The organism is Deinococcus pimensis DSM 21231 (genome assembly GCF_000519345.1).
Taxonomy (GTDB): Bacteria; Deinococcota; Deinococci; order Deinococcales; family Deinococcaceae; genus Deinococcus_A; species Deinococcus_A pimensis.
In genome coordinates this window covers 265,992-282,070 of the sequence record NZ_KI912633.1, presented here as the reverse complement: position 1 = coordinate 282,070, position 16,079 = coordinate 265,992, and the positions used below count along the sequence as shown (strand labels likewise).

The following is a 16,079-nucleotide window of genomic DNA, read 5'->3' as shown; positions in this document are numbered from 1 at the left end:
GTGGGCGGCGGGCCTGAGCGCGGAGGCGGGCCGCTTCCCGGGGCACCTCGGGGTGGGCGTCATCCGGCCCGCGCGGGTGGGGCCGCGCGAGTACACGCTGGTGGTCCGGTTCAGCGACTTCGGGAGCTTCCGCGCGTGGCAGGACTCACCCCAGCGGGCGGCCTGGCTGGCGCGGGCGTCGGAGCTGATCGAGGGGGAGCCGCGCGAGTCCGTGACGGGCGGGCTGGAGTACTGGTTCACGCCGCCCGACTCGCCGGTGCTGCGTCAGCCGCCGAGGTGGAAGATGGTGCTGCTGACGGTGCTGGCGCTCTACCCGCTGAACCTCTCGCTGAACCTGCTGTTCGCGCCGCACCTCACGGCGTGGCCGCTCGCGGCGCGGCTGCTCCTCTTCGCGGTGCTGGTGGTGTCCATGATGACGTACCTCGTGATGCCGTGGGTGACGCGGCTGTTCGCGCCCTGGTTGAGTCCGACGGAGCCGAACGACGAGACACGTGAGAGGAGCCGCGCGAAACCTTGAGATCTGCTCAAACCCACGTGAAGGAAACCGGGGTACTTCACAAGCCCTGGGGACTCTAGCCTTTGTCTTGACTTCACACGATCGTCACCGCCCGCACGGGCGCCGGACGGTCGGGCAGGAGAGGCATGGCGAACCGATCGATCCAGCAGACCGTGACGGTCACCTTCCGGTACCCGGTCGAGTTCACGACCGGGCTCTTTCACTCCAGCAACCTCACCTTCCGGGACGCCCTCGACGCCGCTCACGACCGGGCGAAGTTCGTCGTGGTGGTGGACGACGGCGTGGCGCGCGCGCACACGACGCTCCTCGCGGACGTCGAGGCGTACGCGCGCGCGCACGCGAGCGCCCTCGACCTCGCGGCGCCGCCCCTCGTGCTGCCCGGCGGGGAGGCCGTCAAGCACGACCCCGCCTTCGTGACGCAGGTGCAGGACCTCGTCGAGGCGCGCGGCATCGACCGGCACTCGTACGTCGTCGCGATCGGCGGGGGCGCCCTGCTCGACATGGTCGGGTACGCAGCGGCCACGGCGCACCGGGGCGTGCGGCTCGTGCGGGTTCCCACGACGGTGCTCTCGCAGAACGACTCCGCCGTGGGCGTGAAGAACAGCGTGAACGCGTACGGCAAGAAGAACTGGCTCGGCACCTTCGCGCCCCCGGCGGCGGTGCTGTGCGACCTCGACTTCCTCACGACCCTCCACGACCGCGACTGGCGCGGCGGCCTCACGGAGGCCGTGAAGGTGGCGGTGCTGCGCGACCCGGCCTTCCTGGATTTCCTGGAGGCGAACGCGGCGGCCCTGCGAGGCCGTGACGCGCGCGCGATGGAGCACGCCGTGGTGCGCTGCGCGGAACTGCACCTGGAGCACATCGCCACGAGCGGCGACGCGTTCGAGCTGGGCTCCGCGCGTCCCCTCGACTTCGGGCACTGGGCGGCGCACAAGCTGGAGGCCATGACCGATTACGAGCTGCGTCACGGCGAGGCCGTCGGGATCGGCATCGCGCTCGACACGACCTACGCGTGGCTCGCCGGGATGCTCCCGGAGGCCGACTGGCGGCGCGTGCTCGGCGTGATCGCGGGCTTCGGCCTCGACCTCACGCATCCGCTGCTCACCACCCGCACGGGGGAGGTGCTCGCGGGCCTGAACGAGTTCCGCGAGCATCTCGGCGGGCGGCTCACCATCACCCTGCCGCGCGGCGTGGGGCGGCCCGTGGAGGTCCACGAGATGGACCTCGACCTGCTCGCCCGCGCCGCCGACACCCTCAACCGCATTCACGCCGAAGGAGAAGACGCATGGCGACCCACGCCGGAACCTGCCCGCTGAGCCAGACGAGGCTCCTCGACGACTCGTTCATGGAGCACCGCGCGCAGGTGCTCGCCGTCGCGGCGTTCCTCGACCGCCTCGACCGCTCCCGCGATCAGGACGCAGGCGGGGACTTCCGCCTCACCGCGCTGCGCGAGGCGCTGCACGTCCTCACGGAGAGCGAGGGCGGACGCGTGGGCCGCGTGCAGATGCTGCTGAGCGACCGCGACGTGCGCCTGCTGGAGGAACGCGACCGGCAGAACGCCCTCGGCGCGTCGGGCCGGGCGCACGACCTGCAGGACGGAGGCGAGGGATGAGGTACATCGACCTGCACGCGCACATGATCTCGCGCACCACCGACGACTACCACAAGATGGCCCTGACGGGCTGCGTCGCCGTCACGGAACCCGCCTTCTGGTCGGGCCGTGACCGGCTCGGCGCGCAGGCCTTCGCGGACTACTTCGACCACATCACGACCTTCGAGCCCGCCCGCGCGGCGCAGTACGGCGTCGCGCACTACGCGTGGCTGTGCCTCAACCCGAAGGAGGGCGAGGACCGCGAGCTCGCCCGGCAGGTGCTGGCGCTCATCCCGGAGTTCCTGTCACGGCCCACGGTGCTGGGCATCGGCGAGATCGGCCTCAACCGCGTCACCCGCAACGAGCTCGCCACCTTCCTCGACCACGTGGAGCTCGCGCTGGAGCACGACCAGATGATCCACATCCACACCCCGCACCTGGAGGACAAGTACAAGGGCACGCGGGTGATCGTGGAGACCCTCGCGAAGGACGGCCGCATCGACCCCGCGCGGGTCATGGTGGACCACGCGGAGGAGCACACCGTCGAGATGATCCTGGATCACGGCTTCTGGACGGGCTTCACGCTGTACCCGCGCACGAAGGCCAGCCCGGCGCGCGCGGTGGACATGATCGAGATGTACGGCCCCGAACGGCTGTGCGTGGCGAGCGCGTGCGACTGGGGTCCCAGCGACGCGCTCGCCGTGCCGGAGTTCGTGCTGGAGATGCGCCGACGCGGCCACGACGAGGCCCTCATCTACCGGGTGGTGCTGCACAACCCCGCGAGCTTCCTGGGGCAGTCGCCGAAGTTCGTGCGGCCCGACGCCCCGCGCGAGCGGGTGGCGGCGGACTGATGCAGGTCGGTGAACGCGGCGTGCAGCTCACGTACTGCACGAACATCCACCCCACGCGCGGCCTGGCGGACGTGCGCGCCGCGCTGGACGCGGTGGCGGTTCCGCTGCGGGAACGCCTCGCGCCCGGGCGGCCCTTCGGGGTGGGCCTGCGCCTCTCCGGGGAGGAGAGCCGCGAACTGCTGGGTGGGGACGCGCTGCGCGACTTCCGTGCGTTCCTCGACGGGCGCGGCCTGTACGTCTTCACGATGAACGGCTTCCCGTACGGCGCCTTCCACGGGGGCCGCGTGAAGGAGGACGTGCACGCGCCCGACTGGCGTGACGAGGAGCGCGTGGCGTACACGCTGCGTCTCGCGCGGATCCTCGCGGCGCTCCTGCCCCGGGGCATGGAGGGCGGCATCTCCACGAGCCCGCTGTCGTACGGGGCGTGGGTGGACCGCCACGACGACGCCACGATGGTGCTCCTGACGACCAACGTCGTCCGGGTGGTGGAGGAGCTCGCCCGTCTGCACGCGTCGGGCGGGCCGCTCATTCACGTGGATGTCGAGCCCGAGCCGGACGGGCTGCTCGAACGCTCCGACCAGCTCGCGGACTTCTTCCGGGCGCACCTCCTGACGCGCGGCGCGGTGGAACTGGCCGGGCGGCTCGGCGTGAGCGTGGACCGCGCGCGCGACCTCGTGCGGGAGCACGTGCGGGTCTGCTTCGACACCTGCCACGTCGCCCTGATGTACGAGGACCCCGCGCGCGCCCTGGAGACCTACCGCGAGGCGGGGATGCGGATCGGGAAGGTGCAGGTGAGCTCCGCCGTGAGGGTGCGCCTGCCGGGCGCGGGCGAGCGCGAGGACGTGCGGCGAGCCCTCGCGCCGTTCGTGGAGAGCACCTACCTCCATCAGGTCATCGCCTGCCACGCGGACGGCAGCACCCGGCACTTCCCGGACCTGCCCGACGCGCTCGCGCACCTCGACGATCCGGACGCGCGGGAGTGGCGCGTGCACTTCCACGTGCCGGTCTTCACGGGCGCGTTCGGCACGCTCGACTCCACCCGGGACGCCATCGAACGCTCCCTCGACCTGCTGCGGCAGCAGCACTACACCACGCACCTCGAGATCGAGACGTACACGTGGGACGTGCTGCCGCCCGACCTGAAGCTTCCCCTCCTCGACTCCGTCGAGCGTGAATACCGGTGGGTGATGGATGTCCTCTAGCTCGAATTCCGCGCCCTTGACGCTCGCGCGGCGCCTGCACGGGCACCTCTCGCTCGCGCGCGTCAGCAACACGCCCACGGTCGTCACGAACGCCCTCGCGGGCGCGGCGCTCGCGGGCGTCACGCGGCCCGACCTCACGGTGCTGCTCGTGGCCGCCGCGATGGTGCTGTTCTACACGGGCGGGATGTACCTCAACGACGTCATGGACGAGGCGATCGACCGCCGCGAGCGCCCCTCGCGGCCCCTCCCGTCGGGCGTGGTGGGCCGCGCCGAGGCGATCGTCGTGACGGCCCTGCTGTTCGCGGTGGGGCTCGCGCTGCTCGTGCCGCTCGGCGGTCCGGCCCTGCTGAGCGGCCTCGTGCTCGTCGGCGTGATCGTCGTGTACGACGCGTGGCACAAGACGAACCCGCTGAGTCCCGTCGTGATGGCCGTCACGCGCGCCCTCGTGTACGTCACGGCGCTGACGGCCTTCTCGGGGGCCGTCACCGCGGACTTCGTCGCGTGGACCCTCCTGATGGGCGGCTACATCGTGGGCCTCACGTACGTCGCGAAGACCGAGAACCGCCCCGGCGTGGCGCGCTTCTGGCCCGCCGCGCTCGTCTTCCTGCCCGGCCTGTACTTCGTCACGCGCGCCCCGGACGTCCTCGGGTTCGCGCTGCTCGCGCTGTTCCTCGGCTGGGCCGCGTACGCCCTCACCTTCGTGTACGGCGCGCGCCGCTCGGTCGGGCGGGCCGTCGTGTCCCTCATCGCGGGCGTGTCCCTGCTCGACGCGATGATCCTCGCGCAGCGCGGCGCCTGGCCGCTCGTCGGGATCGCGCTCGCCGCGTTCGCGCTGACCCTCGCGCTGCAGCGCTGGGTGAAAGGAACCTGATCATGCGACGAACCGCCGTCCTGAACGTCGTGGGCCTCACGCCCGACCTCATCGGGGAGCACACCCCGCGCCTGAGGGCCTTCGCTTCGCGCGGGAAGCTCGCGACCGTCGGGGAGGTGCTGCCCGCCGTGACGTGCAGCGTGCAGGCCACGTACCTCACGGGGAAGTGGCCCGCCGAGCACGGCGCGGTCGGCAACGGCTGGCTCTTCCGCGACGAGATGGAGGTGAAGTTCTGGCGTCAGAGCAACCACCTCGTGGGAGCCCCGAAGATCTGGGACCTCGCGCGCGCGGAGTTCGAGGGCTTCACCTGCGCGAACGTCTGCTGGTGGTACAACATGAACTCCACCGTGGACCTCGCGGTCACGCCGCGCCCCATGTACCCCGCCGACGGGCGCAAGCTGCCCGACTGCTACACCCAGCCGATGGAGCTGCGTGACGAGTTGCAGGAGAAGCTCGGGACCTTCCCGCTCTTCTCGTACTGGGGCCCGAACGCGAACATCTCGTCGAGCCGCTGGATCGCGGACGCCACGCGCCTCATCGAGGAGCAGCACGCGCCGAGCCTGCAACTGGTGTACCTCCCGCACCTCGACTACGGCCTGCAGCAGCACGGGCCGGACTCCCCCGAGATCGCGCGGGCCCTGCGCGAGATCGACGAGGTCGCCGGGACGCTGATCGAGGACCTGGAGGCGCGCGGCGTGACGGTCGTGGTGCTCTCCGAGTACGGCATCGAGCGCGCGTGGCGGCCCGTGCACCTCAACCGCGTGCTGCGGGAGGCGGGCCTCATCCGTTACCGCATGGAGGTGGGCCGGGAAATGATCGACGTGGCCACCTCGGGCGCGTTCGCCGTGGCGGACCATCAGGTGGCGCACGTGTACGTCAACGACCGATCCCGGCTGGAGGAGGTGCGCGACCTGCTGGCGCGCACGCCCGGCGTGGCGGAGGTGCTCGGCGAGGAGGGCAAGCGCGAGCGGCACCTCGACCACGAGCGGTCCGGCGACCTCGTGGTGGTCGCGGAGCCCGGCGCGTGGTTCACGTACTACTGGTGGACGGACGACGGGAAGGCCCCCGACTACGCCCGCACGGTGGACATCCACCGCAAGCCCGGCTACGACCCCGCCGAGCTCTTCATGGACCCGCACTCCCCCGCGAAGCTCAAGGCGGCGCGCGCCCTCCTGAAGAAGACGCTGGGGATGCGCTACCTCATGGACGTCATCGGCCTCGACGCGACCGTCGTGCGCGGCACGCACGGCCGCGTCACCGGGAACCGTGCGCGGGGCCCCCTGCTGATCACGTCCCGCCCGGACCTGCTGCCCGGCGATCACCTCCAGCCGACCGAGGTGATGGACGTGCTTCTCGCGCACCTGCGCGCGGACGTGCGGGAGCGTGAGCTGGCGAGGGTGTAGATAGGCGCGTTCGGTTCGCGACCTGCGTTTCAGGGCCGGACCTCTCGGTCCGGCCCTTCCACTTCGGCCGCTCTGTGACGGCCACTCGCTCCGCTCGGCTGAAGTGGACCGAGGTGACGTTCCTCGGTCCACTTCACCGCCGTTATCGATTGATGATGTGGATCGCCTGCTTGTGCACGTTCTCGGCGGCTTCGAGCACCGCCTCGGAGAGCGTGGGGTGGCTGTGCACGGTCAGGGAGATGTCCGTGACGGTCGCGGCCATCTCCAGCGCGAGGCCCGCCTCGCCGAGCATGTCGCTGCCGTGCGGCGCGACGATGTGCACGCCCAGCACGAGGTCCGTGTCGGCGTCGCTGATCATCTTCACGAAGCCGTCCGTGTCGCCGAGCGTCATCGCGCGGCCCGACGCGCTCATGGGGAAGGTGCCGGTCTTGACGTTGTAGCCCTTCGCCTTCGCCTCGGCCTCCGTGAGGCCCACCCAGGCGAGCTCGGGGGTGGTGTACACCACGGCGGGAATCGCGACGACGTCCATCGCGGACTTCTTGCCCGCGATGACCTCGGCGGCGACGAGGCCCTCCTTCATGGCCTTGTGGGCCAGCATGGGGTTGCCGATGACGTCGCCGATCGCGAAGATGTGCGGCACGTTCGTGCGGAGCTCGTGGTCCACCGGGATGAAGCCGCGCTCGCCGACCTTGACGCCCGCCGCCTCCAGCCCGAGGTCCGCGCTGCGCGGACGGCGCCCGACCGCGACGAGGATCTTGTCGAAGACCTCGGTGCGCTTCTCGCCGGTCTTCACGTCCTCGATCTCCACGTGGAGCTCGCCGTCCCGCTCGGTGTAGCCGTTGGCCTTGACGCCCGTCTCGATCTCGATGCCCTGCTTGCGCAGGATCTTCGCGAACTCCTTCGCGGCGTCCGCGTCGGCGGCGGGCACGACCTGAGGGGCGAACTCGATGACCTTCACCTTGACGCCCATGTTGTTGTAGACCTGCGAGAACTCCAGGCCGATGGCGCCCGCGCCGATCGCGAGCATGCGCTTCGGGAGGGGGTCGGGCACGACGAGCGCGCCGGTCGAGTCGATGATCCTGTTCTGGTCCACCGGGAAGCCCGGCAGGGGCGCGACGTCGCTGCCCGTCGCGATGATGACGTTCCTGGCCGTGACCTTCTGATCGCCGACCTGCACGGTGTTGGCGTCGAGGAAGCGCGCCTGCCCGACGAGGTGCGTGACCTTGTTCGCCTTGAACAGGCCGCCCACGCCGCCCGTGAGGCGCTTCACGATGCCGTCCTTCCAGCCGTTGAGCTTGGCGATGTCGAGGGTGGGCTCGCCGAAGCTGAGCCCGAAGTCCGCGGCGTGCTTCGCGGAGCGCATCTCCTCGCCCGCGTGCAGCAGGGCCTTCGTGGGGATGCAGCCGATGTTGAGGCAGACGCCGCCGAGGTTGCCCATCTCCGCGCAGGCGACCTTGAGGCCGAGCTGCGCGGCGCGGATCGCGGCGTGGTAACCGCCGGGGCCAGCGCCGATGACGAGAAGATCGTAGTCCATACGAGGCTCAGTCTAACGGGTGTTGGGATCGCGGGCTGTGGTCGCGATCCTTCATTTCCGTCAGGCGCGCTGGAGCAACCCACAGGCGCCGATGGTCATTCCATCGTCACGCCGCTGAGCGTAAGGTGAGGAGGTGAAGACCACCATGACCCTCGCGGCCCTCGCGGCCGCCACGTTCGGCACGGCCCTGGCTCAGGACGAGAGCAACCTCGGCGGCACGAAGATGTGCCTCACCGCGAAGTACACCGTCAGCATCGACGTGGACGGCGCGGGCAGGATGAACCTCAAGGCGCTGAGCGACGGCGCGTACGCGGAGATCAAGCGGCAGTTCCGCGCCGGCGGCGTGACCTTCCAGGAATCGGACAGCTGCGCGCAGGCACCGGCGGCGTTCTACCTCTCGATCGGCATGACGTCCGCCAACAGCGACGGCTGGCGCGCGTACGACCTCGCGGCGGACGTGTCCGACTGGAGCAACCCGAAGTACAAGACGTACGTGGCGATCTGGACGGGCGGGCAGTACGGCACCATCGGCGGCGAGGACGACGCGGTCACGAAGGAGCTGCTCTCCGACGTGCAGGAGGTCGTCGCGGACTTCGTGAAGCAGTGGAAGGCGGCGAACAGGAAGTAGTCACGGCTTCGCCGTCGCCGTTCTGCGCGCGAGGCGGTCGAGGTACGGCGCGAGGGGCGTGTCGAGGCGGGCGAGCATGGGCCCGAGCGCGGCGGTGAGCAGGACGTACACGGCGGCGAGCGGGCCGAGGTCGGGCGCGACGCCTCTCGTGACGGCGAGGCCCGCTATGAGCACTCTGAACTCGCCGCGCGCGACGAGCGTGGCGCCCGCGCGCCAGCGTCCGCGCGGGCCGACCCCGGCGCGGGCGGCGCCCCACCAGCCCGTCGCGATCTTCGTCGCGGCCGTCACGAGCGCGAGCGCGAGGGCGGGCAGCAGCACGCCCGGCACGCTCGCGAGGGGCAGTTGCAGCCCGAAGAACACGAAGAAGATCGCGGCGAAGAAGTCCCGCAGGGGCGCCGTGAGCTGCCGCGCGCGGTGAGCGACGTCACCGCTGAGGGCGATGCCGACGAGGAACGCGCCGATCGCGGCGGACACCTTGAGGAGATCGGCGAGGCCCGCGACGAGCAGTACCAGCCCGAACACGCTGAGCAGCAGCGTCTCGTCGCTGCGCGCCACGATGAGGCGGCTCAGGACGGGACCGAAGCGCAGCGACAGGAAGAGCGTCACGCCGAACGCGAGGAGCGCCACGCCGAGCGACAGGCCCGTCGCGAGCAGCCCGCCCCCCACGAGGAGCGCCGCGACGACGGGAAGGTACACGGCCATCGCGAGGTCCTCCAGGACGCAGACGGCCAGCACGACGGGCGTCTCGCGGTTGCCGAGCCGTCCGAGCTCCCCGAGGACCTTGCTGACGATGCCGGAGGAGCTGAGGTACGTGACGCCGCCGAGCAGCAGCGCCCCGAGGGGAGAGAGGCCGAGCAGCAGCCCGAACAGCACGCCCGGCGTGAAGTTCAGCGCGAGGTCGAGCGCGCCGACGCCGACGTTGGTGCGCAGGCTGGTGCGCAGTTCGTCCTCGGTGTATTCCAGGCCGAGGGTGAAGAGCAGCAGCACCGCGCCGATCTCCGCGCCGATATGAATGAACTCCTTGACCTCCCCGCCGAGCGTGAGGACCGGGCCGAGTCCTATGCCCGCGAGGAGGTACAGCGGGATGGGACTGAGGCCGACGCGGCCCGCGACGCGGCCCACGAGGGCGAGGGCGAGGATGACGGCGCCGATCTCGACGAAGAGCTGACCGAGGGACAAGCGGACCTCCGTTCATGACGTGGCCCGCCGTCCAGAAGGCGAGCCGCGTTGATGGTGCGACGTCGCCCTGGCGTTCGGGGAACGTCAGGGCGGCGGGGCGTACGGTGAAGCGGTGTGGGGGGCGCGTGCGCCTCTCCCAGTCTACGGTCCGGCGAGGATGCGTTCGGCGGCTTTCACACCCTCGGCGCTGCCGAGCACGACGACGGTGTCCCCGGCACGCAGGACGAAGGAGGGGTCGGGCGCGGCGACGGCGCCGCCGCCGCGCAGCACCGCGACGACGCTGGTACCCGTGCGGGTGCGCAGGCGCGTGTCGCCGAGCGGATGGTCCGCGAAGGGGGAGCTCGCCTGCAGGGGCAGCCAGTCGAAGGCGAGACCCTCGACTTCCTGGACCATGGCGCTGAGACGGCGGGTGATGGTGCTGCCACCGAGGAGGTCGCTGACGGCCTCGGCCTCCTCCTCGCTGAGGGTGATGCTTTCCGCGCAGGCGTCGGGGTCGTCGCCGCGCGTCACGAAGATCTCGCGTCGTCCGTCGCGGTGCGTGAGCACGCCGACGCGCTTGCCGTACTTGCCCTGGAAGTCGTGTCGGACGCCGACGCCGGGCAGCTTGGTTTCCTCTACCTGGACCACGCCTCAGAGTAGCGCGGGGTGGCCCCAGGGTTGGAGAGACGCGTCACCGCCCATGGCAAGAGCACCGGGCCGCCCCGGTGCGTACGACGGCCTCCCAGGGTTGGAGAGACGCGTCACCGCCCATGGCCCACGAGGAGAGACGCGGCCCCCCTGGTATGGTGGGCGCATGTCAGATCAGGTGGTGCTGCGGGACCTGCAGGAGGGCGTGCTGACCCTCACGATGAACCGACCGGACAAGCTCAACGCCGCGAACGATCCGCTGCTGCTCGGCCTCACGGCGGCGCTCAGGGACGCGGAGCGGGACGACGCGGTGCGCGTCGTGGTGATCACGGGGGCGGGGCGCGGCTTCTGCGCGGGGCAGGACCTCGGTGACGTGGGCGCGCGCGAGATGGGCTTCGCGGAGCACCTGCGGCACACGTACAACCCGCTGGTGTCGAAGATGCGTTCGATCGAGAAGCCGGTGATCACGGCGGTGAACGGCGTCGCGGCGGGCGCGGGCGCGAGCATCGCGCTGGCGGGGGACGTGCGCCTCTTCTCGGAGGCCGCGAGCTTCATCGAGGTGTTCAGCAACATCGCGCTCGTGCCGGACTCGGGGAGCACGTGGACGCTGCCGCGCCTGGTGGGCTGGAACCGGGCGTTCGAGCTGATGGCGCTCGCGGAGCGCGTGTCGGCGGAGGACGCGCTCCGGCTGGGCCTGTGCGAGCAGGTGCTGCCGCACGACACCTTCCGTGAGGAGGTGCAGGCGTACGCGGCGCGGCTCGCGGCGCGGCCCGTGCGGGCTCTGGGCCTCACGAAGCGCGCGCTGAACCGCGCGATGACGAGCACGCTGGAGGAGGCGCTGGAGTACGAGGCGCAGCTGCAGCAGGTGGCGGGCGAGGGCGCGGAGCACCGCGAGGGCATCTCGGCGTTCCTGGAGAAGCGCAGGCCGGACTTCGCGGGCGCGGTCACCGGGGAGGGCTGACGTGGCGCGCGTGACGGTGGAGGAGCGCGGCACCTTCGAGGTTCAGGAGGGCGCGCGGCTGGTGCTGGCGCTGGAGGGCGCGGGCGTGGACGTGCTGCACCGCTGCGGCGGTCAGGCGCGCTGCACGACCTGCCGGGTGGAGTTCGTGGCGGGCGAGCCCGAACGCATGACCGAGGCGGAGCGGGCGGTGCTGGAGGCCAAGGGGCTGCTGGGCTCGGCGCGGCTGTCGTGTCAGATCGAGTGCGATCACGACATGACGGTGCGGCTCGTGCAGACGGCGTCGAACTCGGGGCTGGAGCCGGGGAAGGCCCCGGCGGAGCACATCGAGCCCGAGCCCGTGTGGATCACGCGTCCCTGAGCCGGGGGGTCAGGAGGGCGGGCGCTCGTCGGGGCGTCCGCTTTCGTCGTCGTGCAGGCCGAGGCCCGCGAGGATCCGCTCGCGCGGCCAGCCGATGAGGGCGCCGAGTTCCGCGAGCTTGGCCTCGAAGGCGGGCGTGAACTCCGGCAGGGCGCGCAGTTCAGCCCACAGCGCGTTGCGTCGGCGCAGGAATTCGGGGGTGGGCACGCTTCCTCCCTCCTCTAGCGGCGGGCGGTGACGCCGCGTGAGAGTCGTCTCTCGACGCCGCGCAGGGCGTAGGCGAGGACGCTGCTGATGATCCAGTAGATCAGGGCGACCGCGAGGTACAGCGGGGTGGGCCGGAAGGTGCGGGCGATGGCGAGGTTCGCCTCCTGCAGGAGCTCCACGACGGTGATGATGGAGACGAGCGACGTGTCCTTCACGAGGCTGATGAAGGAGTTGCCGAGCGACGGCACGGCGATGCGCAGCGCCTGCGGCGCGACGACCTCGCGGAAGGTCTGGGCGCCGCTGAGGCCGAGCGCGAGGGCCGCCTCGCGCTGCCCGGCGGGGACGGAGAGGAACGCGCCGCGCAGGGCCTCGCTGACGTACGCGCCGACGTTGAGGGCGAGGGCGAGCAGGCCGGACGCGAGCGGTCCGAGGTCGATGCCGGTGAGGTCGGGCAGGACGTAGTAGACGATGTAGATCTGCACGAGCAGGGGCGTGCCGCGGATGATCGAGACGTACAGGCCCGCGATCCAGCCCAGGAGCTTCACGCCGGAGAGCCGCGCGAGGGCCGTGAGGAGTCCGATGAGGAAGCCCGGCACCATCGACCCGGCGGCGTAGCCGAGCGTCACGAGCGACGCGCGCAGCAGGGCCGGGAGGTTCGCGATGACGACGTCCATGGGAGTCAGGAAAGCAGCTTTCAGGGATCAGCGGTCAGTATTCAGCGCAAGGATCCTTGAACTGAGTGCTGACCGCTGACCGCTGACCGCTGATTACTTGCTGACGTCCTGACCGAACCACTTCTGGCTGATCTTGGCGTAGGTGCCGTCCTTCTTGATGTCGGCGAGGGCCTTGTTGACGGCGGCGAGGAACTGCGGGTTGCCCTTGCGGACGGGGATGCCCATCTCGGTGGCCTCGCCGACGCGGGCGCCGGCGCGCAGGGGCAGGCCGCTCTGCTTGACGAGGTACGCGGCGAGCAGGCGGTCGTTGAGGGCGGCGTCGATGCGGCGCAGGCTGAGGTCCTTGAGGGTGTCGGGCGCGGCCTTGTAGGTGCGGACGTCGATGCCGCCGACGGCGCGGGCGGTCTGTTCGTAGTTGCTGCCGGTGCCGACGCCGAGCTTGTGGCCCTTGAGGGCGTTCAGGCTGGGGTAGTTCGTCTTGTCGTTCGCGCGCTGGATGAGCTGCGGGCTGGAGACGACGTAGGGGTCGCTGAAGTCGAAGGCCTTGCGGCGTTCGGGGGTGATGGTCACCTGGTTGACGATGACGTCGAACTTCTTCGCCTGGAGGCCCGCGAGGATGCCGGACCATTCGGTGAGGACGAATTCGGCCTTGAGACCCATCTTCTGGGCGACGGCGCGGGCGATGTCGACGTCGAAGCCGACGAGCTGGCCCTTCTCGTCCTTGGAGTTGAAGGGCGGGTAGGTGCCTTCGAGGGCGATGCGGAGGGTGCCGCGCCCCTTGACGGTGGTGAGCAGGTCGGGGGTGTCGGCGAGCGCGGTGCCGACGAGCGTGGTGCTGACGGTGAGGCCGGCGAGGATGGCACGGTTGAAGTTCATGGGTCCTCCTGGGCGGCGGGGCCGCCGAACCTGCCCATCCTAAAGCAGTTGAGTTCTTTTGTACGTTATTGAGGTCACGATATCCGACTCAGCCACTCGGAATAGGGCGGCCCTGCGTTCAGACGTCACAGCGGCGCTGCACTAGACTGACCTCGTGCCCTTCCGTCTCGCTCGCTACGTCCTGCGCGAGGTGATCCCGCTGTACGTCGCGGGGTTCGTGCTGTTCCTCGTGCTGTCCACGACCGACCTGCTCTCCTCCATCGTCGGCGTGCTGCTGCGCAACGGCGTCCCGCTCTCGCAGGGCGTGGAGCTCTACCTCGCGCGGCTCCCGTACATGCTCAACCTGCAGATCCTGCCGCTCGCCGTGGCCTTCGCGGTCCTCGTGGGCTTCGGACGGCTCGCGAAGGACAGCGAGCTCAAGGCGGCGCAGGCGGGCGGCGTGCGCCCCGTGCATCTGCTGTGGCCCGTGCTGCTGCTCGGCCTCGTCGTGAGCGCCGCGTCCTTCTACAACTCCAGCCGTCTGCTGCCCGCCGCGAACGCCCGCTTCGACCGCCTCTGGACCGAGGCGTGGTTCCGCACGCCGCCCGGCCCGCCACAGCAGTTCCGCTACACCTACCGCGACGGCAGCACGCTGTACTACGCGGGCAGCGTGACGCCCTTCCCGGACGACCCGACCCGCGCGACCCTCGCGGGCGTCCTCGTGCAGAAGCCCGACGTGACGTACAGCGCTCCGGGCGGCACCTGGGACTCCAGGAAGCGCACCTGGCAGGTCACGGGCGCCTACGAGGTCCGCGCGGGCGGCTCGCCCCGCTTCGTGCCCGAGGCGCTCACCTTCGCGCAGGACGACCGGCTGCGGCAGCCCGCCCGCTCGGTGGAGCAGCTCACGCTGCCCGTCCTACGTGCCCGCGCCAGCGACGCGGGCCTCGACGTCCGCGAGCGCCGCGAGGCGAGCTTCACCCTGCAGCGCCGCTACGCCGAGCCCATGAGCGCGCTCGCGCTCGCGCTCGCGGCGGGCACGCTGGGTCTGCTGCTGCGCAACCTCGGCTGGGCCTTCGCGAGCCTCGTCCTGATGATCTTCGGCACGTACGTCGTGTACGCCGCCATGCCCGAGATGGTGAAGGCGGGCGCGCTCTCCCCCGTCCTCGCGGCGTGGCTGCCGAACGTCCTGCTGGTGCTGGTCGCCGCCGTGCTGGCGCGGAGGCTCACGTGAGGCCGCGCATCGTCCCGCGCTACGTCCTCGGGGAGGTGCTGCCCCTCCTGATCGGCAGCGTCACGGCGCTGCTGCTGCTGTTCCTGCTCGCCGCGCTCTACGAGGTGCTCGCGCCGCTGCTCGCCAAGGGCGCCGCGCCCCTGCTCGTCGCGCAGCTCGCGGCCTTCACCATTCCCGAGGCGATCTCGCGCGGGCTGCCCATCGCGCTGCTGTTCGCGGTGCTGCTCGCCTGCTCGCGTCTGTCGAGCGACGGCGAGATCAAGGCCCTCATGGCGGGAGGCCTGGCGCCCACGCGGCTGATGTGGCCCGTGCTGGGCCTCGCGGCGGTCGTGGCGGCCCTGAGCTTCGCGAACGGCGAGACGCTCGTGCCGCGCGCCACGCAGGAGCGCCTCGTGGTGATCCGCGCGATCCTGCTCGACAACCCGCGCGTCCTCGGCCTCGACCGGCAGGGCGCGGTGCTGCGAGACGCGCTCGGACGGGCCATCAGCATCGACCGGATCGGCGCGGGCGGCGTGATGGAGGGCGTGCGGATCGTGCAGACCACCCAGGGCGGTCCCGCCCGCGAGGTCATCCGTGCCGACCGGGGCGAACTCAGGCCCGGATCGAGCGTGCTGCGCCTCTACGGCGGCACGCGCGTCACGTACCAGGGCACGCGGCCCTCCACCGTCGCGACCTTCCGGGAGCTCGAACTGCCCGTGCAGGACGTCCAGGCGAACATCGACCTCGGCGGGGAGGTGCTGCGTCCCGTGAACCTGCCCCTGCCGGAACTGCTGTCGCGCCTGAGGACCATCCGCGAGACGGGCGGAGCCGCCCCGCAGGAACTGACGGCCCTGCACCGCAAGTTCGCCGAGCCGCTCGCGGCGCTCGCGTTCGCGTTCTTCGGGGTGTCGCTGGCCCTGCTGACCTTCCGCTCGGGTGGCGGGCTGGGGCTGGTGTGGGTGCTGCTGCTGACCTTCGCGTACTACGCCACGTGGAGCGTGTTCCGCGTGATGGGCGAGCAGGGCGCCGTGCCGCCCGCCGTGGCCGCCTGGGCGCCGGACGTGCTGTACCTCGCGGCGGGCGCGGCGCTGCTCGGGCTCGCCAGCCGTCGGTAGGCTTCGCCTCAAGGGCGTCCACACGAACGCGCCGCCCGCGCCCTCCTAGCCTTGACGTGACGGCCGGGCCCACCGGAGTTCCGGTGGGCCCGGCGCCGTCCGGAGGTCGGGTATGGAGGAACGCACGAACGAGTACCGCTACGACAGGAGTGTCGGCATCTCGGAGGCCCTGATCGACCGTCAGGCGTGGATCGACGGCGCCGCGCGGCCCGTGCAGAAGGGCGTGCGCGGTCTGTTCGACCGCTTCGGCGGCGCGGGCCGCGCGGTGGAGAACGTCCTGCACGGCACGCCGCTCG

The 16,079-nt window shown here is 71.2% G+C and carries 19 protein-coding genes; 13 read left to right on the top strand and 6 right to left on the bottom strand.

The features are described 5' to 3' along the window. From DEIPI_RS28920 to DEIPI_RS0106030, 7 genes are all read left to right on the top strand, one after another. Nucleotides 1-517: putative antibiotic biosynthesis monooxygenase (locus DEIPI_RS28920; RefSeq protein WP_045233716.1), on the top strand; the 517-nt coding region annotated here is incomplete at its 5' end. Nucleotides 518-642: 125 nt separating this feature from the next. Continuing rightward, on the top strand, nucleotides 643-1,833 hold the full coding sequence (locus tag DEIPI_RS0106055; RefSeq protein WP_027481204.1) for a 3-dehydroquinate synthase: 1,191 nt from the start codon (nucleotides 643-645) through the stop codon (nucleotides 1,831-1,833). Further along, entirely contained in the window at nucleotides 1,803-2,129 is a 327-nt protein-coding gene (locus tag DEIPI_RS0106050; protein ID WP_027481203.1) for a hypothetical protein, read from the top strand. Before DEIPI_RS0106055 ends, DEIPI_RS0106050 begins: the two co-directional genes overlap by 31 nt. Beyond that, complete coding sequence (locus DEIPI_RS0106045) at nucleotides 2,126-2,959, top strand: TatD family hydrolase (RefSeq protein ID WP_027481202.1); 834 nt, start codon at nucleotides 2,126-2,128, stop codon at nucleotides 2,957-2,959. The genes DEIPI_RS0106050 and DEIPI_RS0106045 overlap by 4 nt, the downstream gene beginning before the upstream one ends. After that, nucleotides 2,959-4,161 (top strand): metabolite traffic protein EboE, encoded by a 1,203-nt coding sequence (gene eboE / locus DEIPI_RS0106040; RefSeq protein WP_027481201.1) that lies wholly within the window; start codon nucleotides 2,959-2,961, stop codon nucleotides 4,159-4,161. The genes DEIPI_RS0106045 and eboE overlap by 1 nt, the downstream gene beginning before the upstream one ends. Before the next feature lie 16 nt (nucleotides 4,162-4,177). After that, nucleotides 4,178-5,032 carry a UbiA family prenyltransferase gene (locus tag DEIPI_RS0106035; RefSeq protein WP_027481200.1) on the top strand — a complete coding sequence of 285 codons (855 nt, stop codon included), beginning with the start codon at nucleotides 4,178-4,180 and terminating at the stop codon, nucleotides 5,030-5,032. A gap of 2 nt (nucleotides 5,033-5,034) precedes the next feature. Continuing rightward, complete coding sequence (locus tag DEIPI_RS0106030) at nucleotides 5,035-6,435, top strand: alkaline phosphatase family protein (protein ID WP_027481199.1); 1,401 nt, start codon at nucleotides 5,035-5,037, stop codon at nucleotides 6,433-6,435. Nucleotides 6,436-6,577: 142 nt separating this feature from the next. Here the strand turns inward: DEIPI_RS0106030 and lpdA are convergent, their stop codons facing one another. Beyond that, nucleotides 6,578-7,969 (bottom strand): dihydrolipoyl dehydrogenase, encoded by a 1,392-nt coding sequence (gene lpdA, locus DEIPI_RS0106025; RefSeq protein ID WP_027481198.1) that lies wholly within the window; start codon nucleotides 7,967-7,969, stop codon nucleotides 6,578-6,580. A gap of 133 nt (nucleotides 7,970-8,102) precedes the next feature. Here lpdA and DEIPI_RS0106020 point away from each other — a divergent pair, with 133 nt between their 5' ends. After that, nucleotides 8,103-8,597, top strand: coding sequence for a hypothetical protein (locus DEIPI_RS0106020; RefSeq protein WP_027481197.1), 495 nt, complete (start codon nucleotides 8,103-8,105; stop codon nucleotides 8,595-8,597). On the opposite strand, the gene DEIPI_RS0106015 is transcribed toward DEIPI_RS0106020, so the two are convergent. Together DEIPI_RS0106015 and DEIPI_RS0106010 are read right to left on the bottom strand one after the other, a co-directional pair. Beyond that, nucleotides 8,598-9,776: a cation:proton antiporter gene (locus DEIPI_RS0106015; protein WP_027481196.1), complete on the bottom strand. Its 1,179-nt coding sequence runs from the start codon at nucleotides 9,774-9,776 to the stop codon at nucleotides 8,598-8,600. Between the two features lie 141 nt (nucleotides 9,777-9,917). Beyond that, nucleotides 9,918-10,403, bottom strand: coding sequence for a cation:proton antiporter regulatory subunit (locus DEIPI_RS0106010; RefSeq protein WP_027481195.1), 486 nt, complete (start codon nucleotides 10,401-10,403; stop codon nucleotides 9,918-9,920). A 166-nt stretch (nucleotides 10,404-10,569) separates the two neighbouring features. On the opposite strand from DEIPI_RS0106010, the gene DEIPI_RS0106005 reads away from it, so the two are divergent. Both DEIPI_RS0106005 and DEIPI_RS0106000 read left to right on the top strand, forming a co-directional pair. After that, entirely contained in the window at nucleotides 10,570-11,364 is a 795-nt protein-coding gene (locus tag DEIPI_RS0106005) for an enoyl-CoA hydratase-related protein (protein ID WP_027481194.1), read from the top strand. A gap of 1 nt (nucleotide 11,365) precedes the next feature. After that, nucleotides 11,366-11,722 carry a 2Fe-2S iron-sulfur cluster-binding protein gene (locus DEIPI_RS0106000; RefSeq protein WP_027481193.1) on the top strand — a complete coding sequence of 119 codons (357 nt, stop codon included), beginning with the start codon at nucleotides 11,366-11,368 and terminating at the stop codon, nucleotides 11,720-11,722. Nucleotides 11,723-11,731: 9 nt separating this feature from the next. Here DEIPI_RS0106000 and DEIPI_RS28915 read toward each other — a convergent pair whose 3' ends face one another. The 3 genes from DEIPI_RS28915 to DEIPI_RS0105985 all read right to left on the bottom strand — a co-directional run bounded on the left by DEIPI_RS28915 (nucleotide 11,732) and on the right by DEIPI_RS0105985 (nucleotide 13,479). Then, nucleotides 11,732-11,929, bottom strand: a complete 198-nt coding sequence (locus DEIPI_RS28915) for a hypothetical protein (RefSeq protein ID WP_045233714.1) — start codon at nucleotides 11,927-11,929, stop codon at nucleotides 11,732-11,734. A 14-nt stretch (nucleotides 11,930-11,943) separates the two neighbouring features. Beyond that, nucleotides 11,944-12,603, bottom strand: a complete 660-nt coding sequence (locus DEIPI_RS0105990; protein ID WP_157463485.1) for an amino acid ABC transporter permease — start codon at nucleotides 12,601-12,603, stop codon at nucleotides 11,944-11,946. Between the two features lie 93 nt (nucleotides 12,604-12,696). Next, nucleotides 12,697-13,479: a transporter substrate-binding domain-containing protein gene (locus tag DEIPI_RS0105985; RefSeq protein WP_027481191.1), complete on the bottom strand. Its 783-nt coding sequence runs from the start codon at nucleotides 13,477-13,479 to the stop codon at nucleotides 12,697-12,699. Between the two features lie 154 nt (nucleotides 13,480-13,633). On the opposite strand from DEIPI_RS0105985, the gene DEIPI_RS0105980 reads away from it, so the two are divergent. The 3 genes from DEIPI_RS0105980 to DEIPI_RS39060 form a co-directional block, all read left to right on the top strand. Then, on the top strand, nucleotides 13,634-14,689 hold the full coding sequence (locus tag DEIPI_RS0105980) for an LptF/LptG family permease (RefSeq protein ID WP_027481190.1): 1,056 nt from the start codon (nucleotides 13,634-13,636) through the stop codon (nucleotides 14,687-14,689). Then, nucleotides 14,686-15,783, top strand: coding sequence for an LptF/LptG family permease (locus tag DEIPI_RS0105975; protein WP_027481189.1), 1,098 nt, complete (start codon nucleotides 14,686-14,688; stop codon nucleotides 15,781-15,783). The genes DEIPI_RS0105980 and DEIPI_RS0105975 overlap by 4 nt, the downstream gene beginning before the upstream one ends. A gap of 112 nt (nucleotides 15,784-15,895) precedes the next feature. Next, nucleotides 15,896-16,079: hypothetical protein (locus DEIPI_RS39060; protein WP_045233713.1), on the top strand; the 184-nt coding region annotated here is incomplete at its 3' end.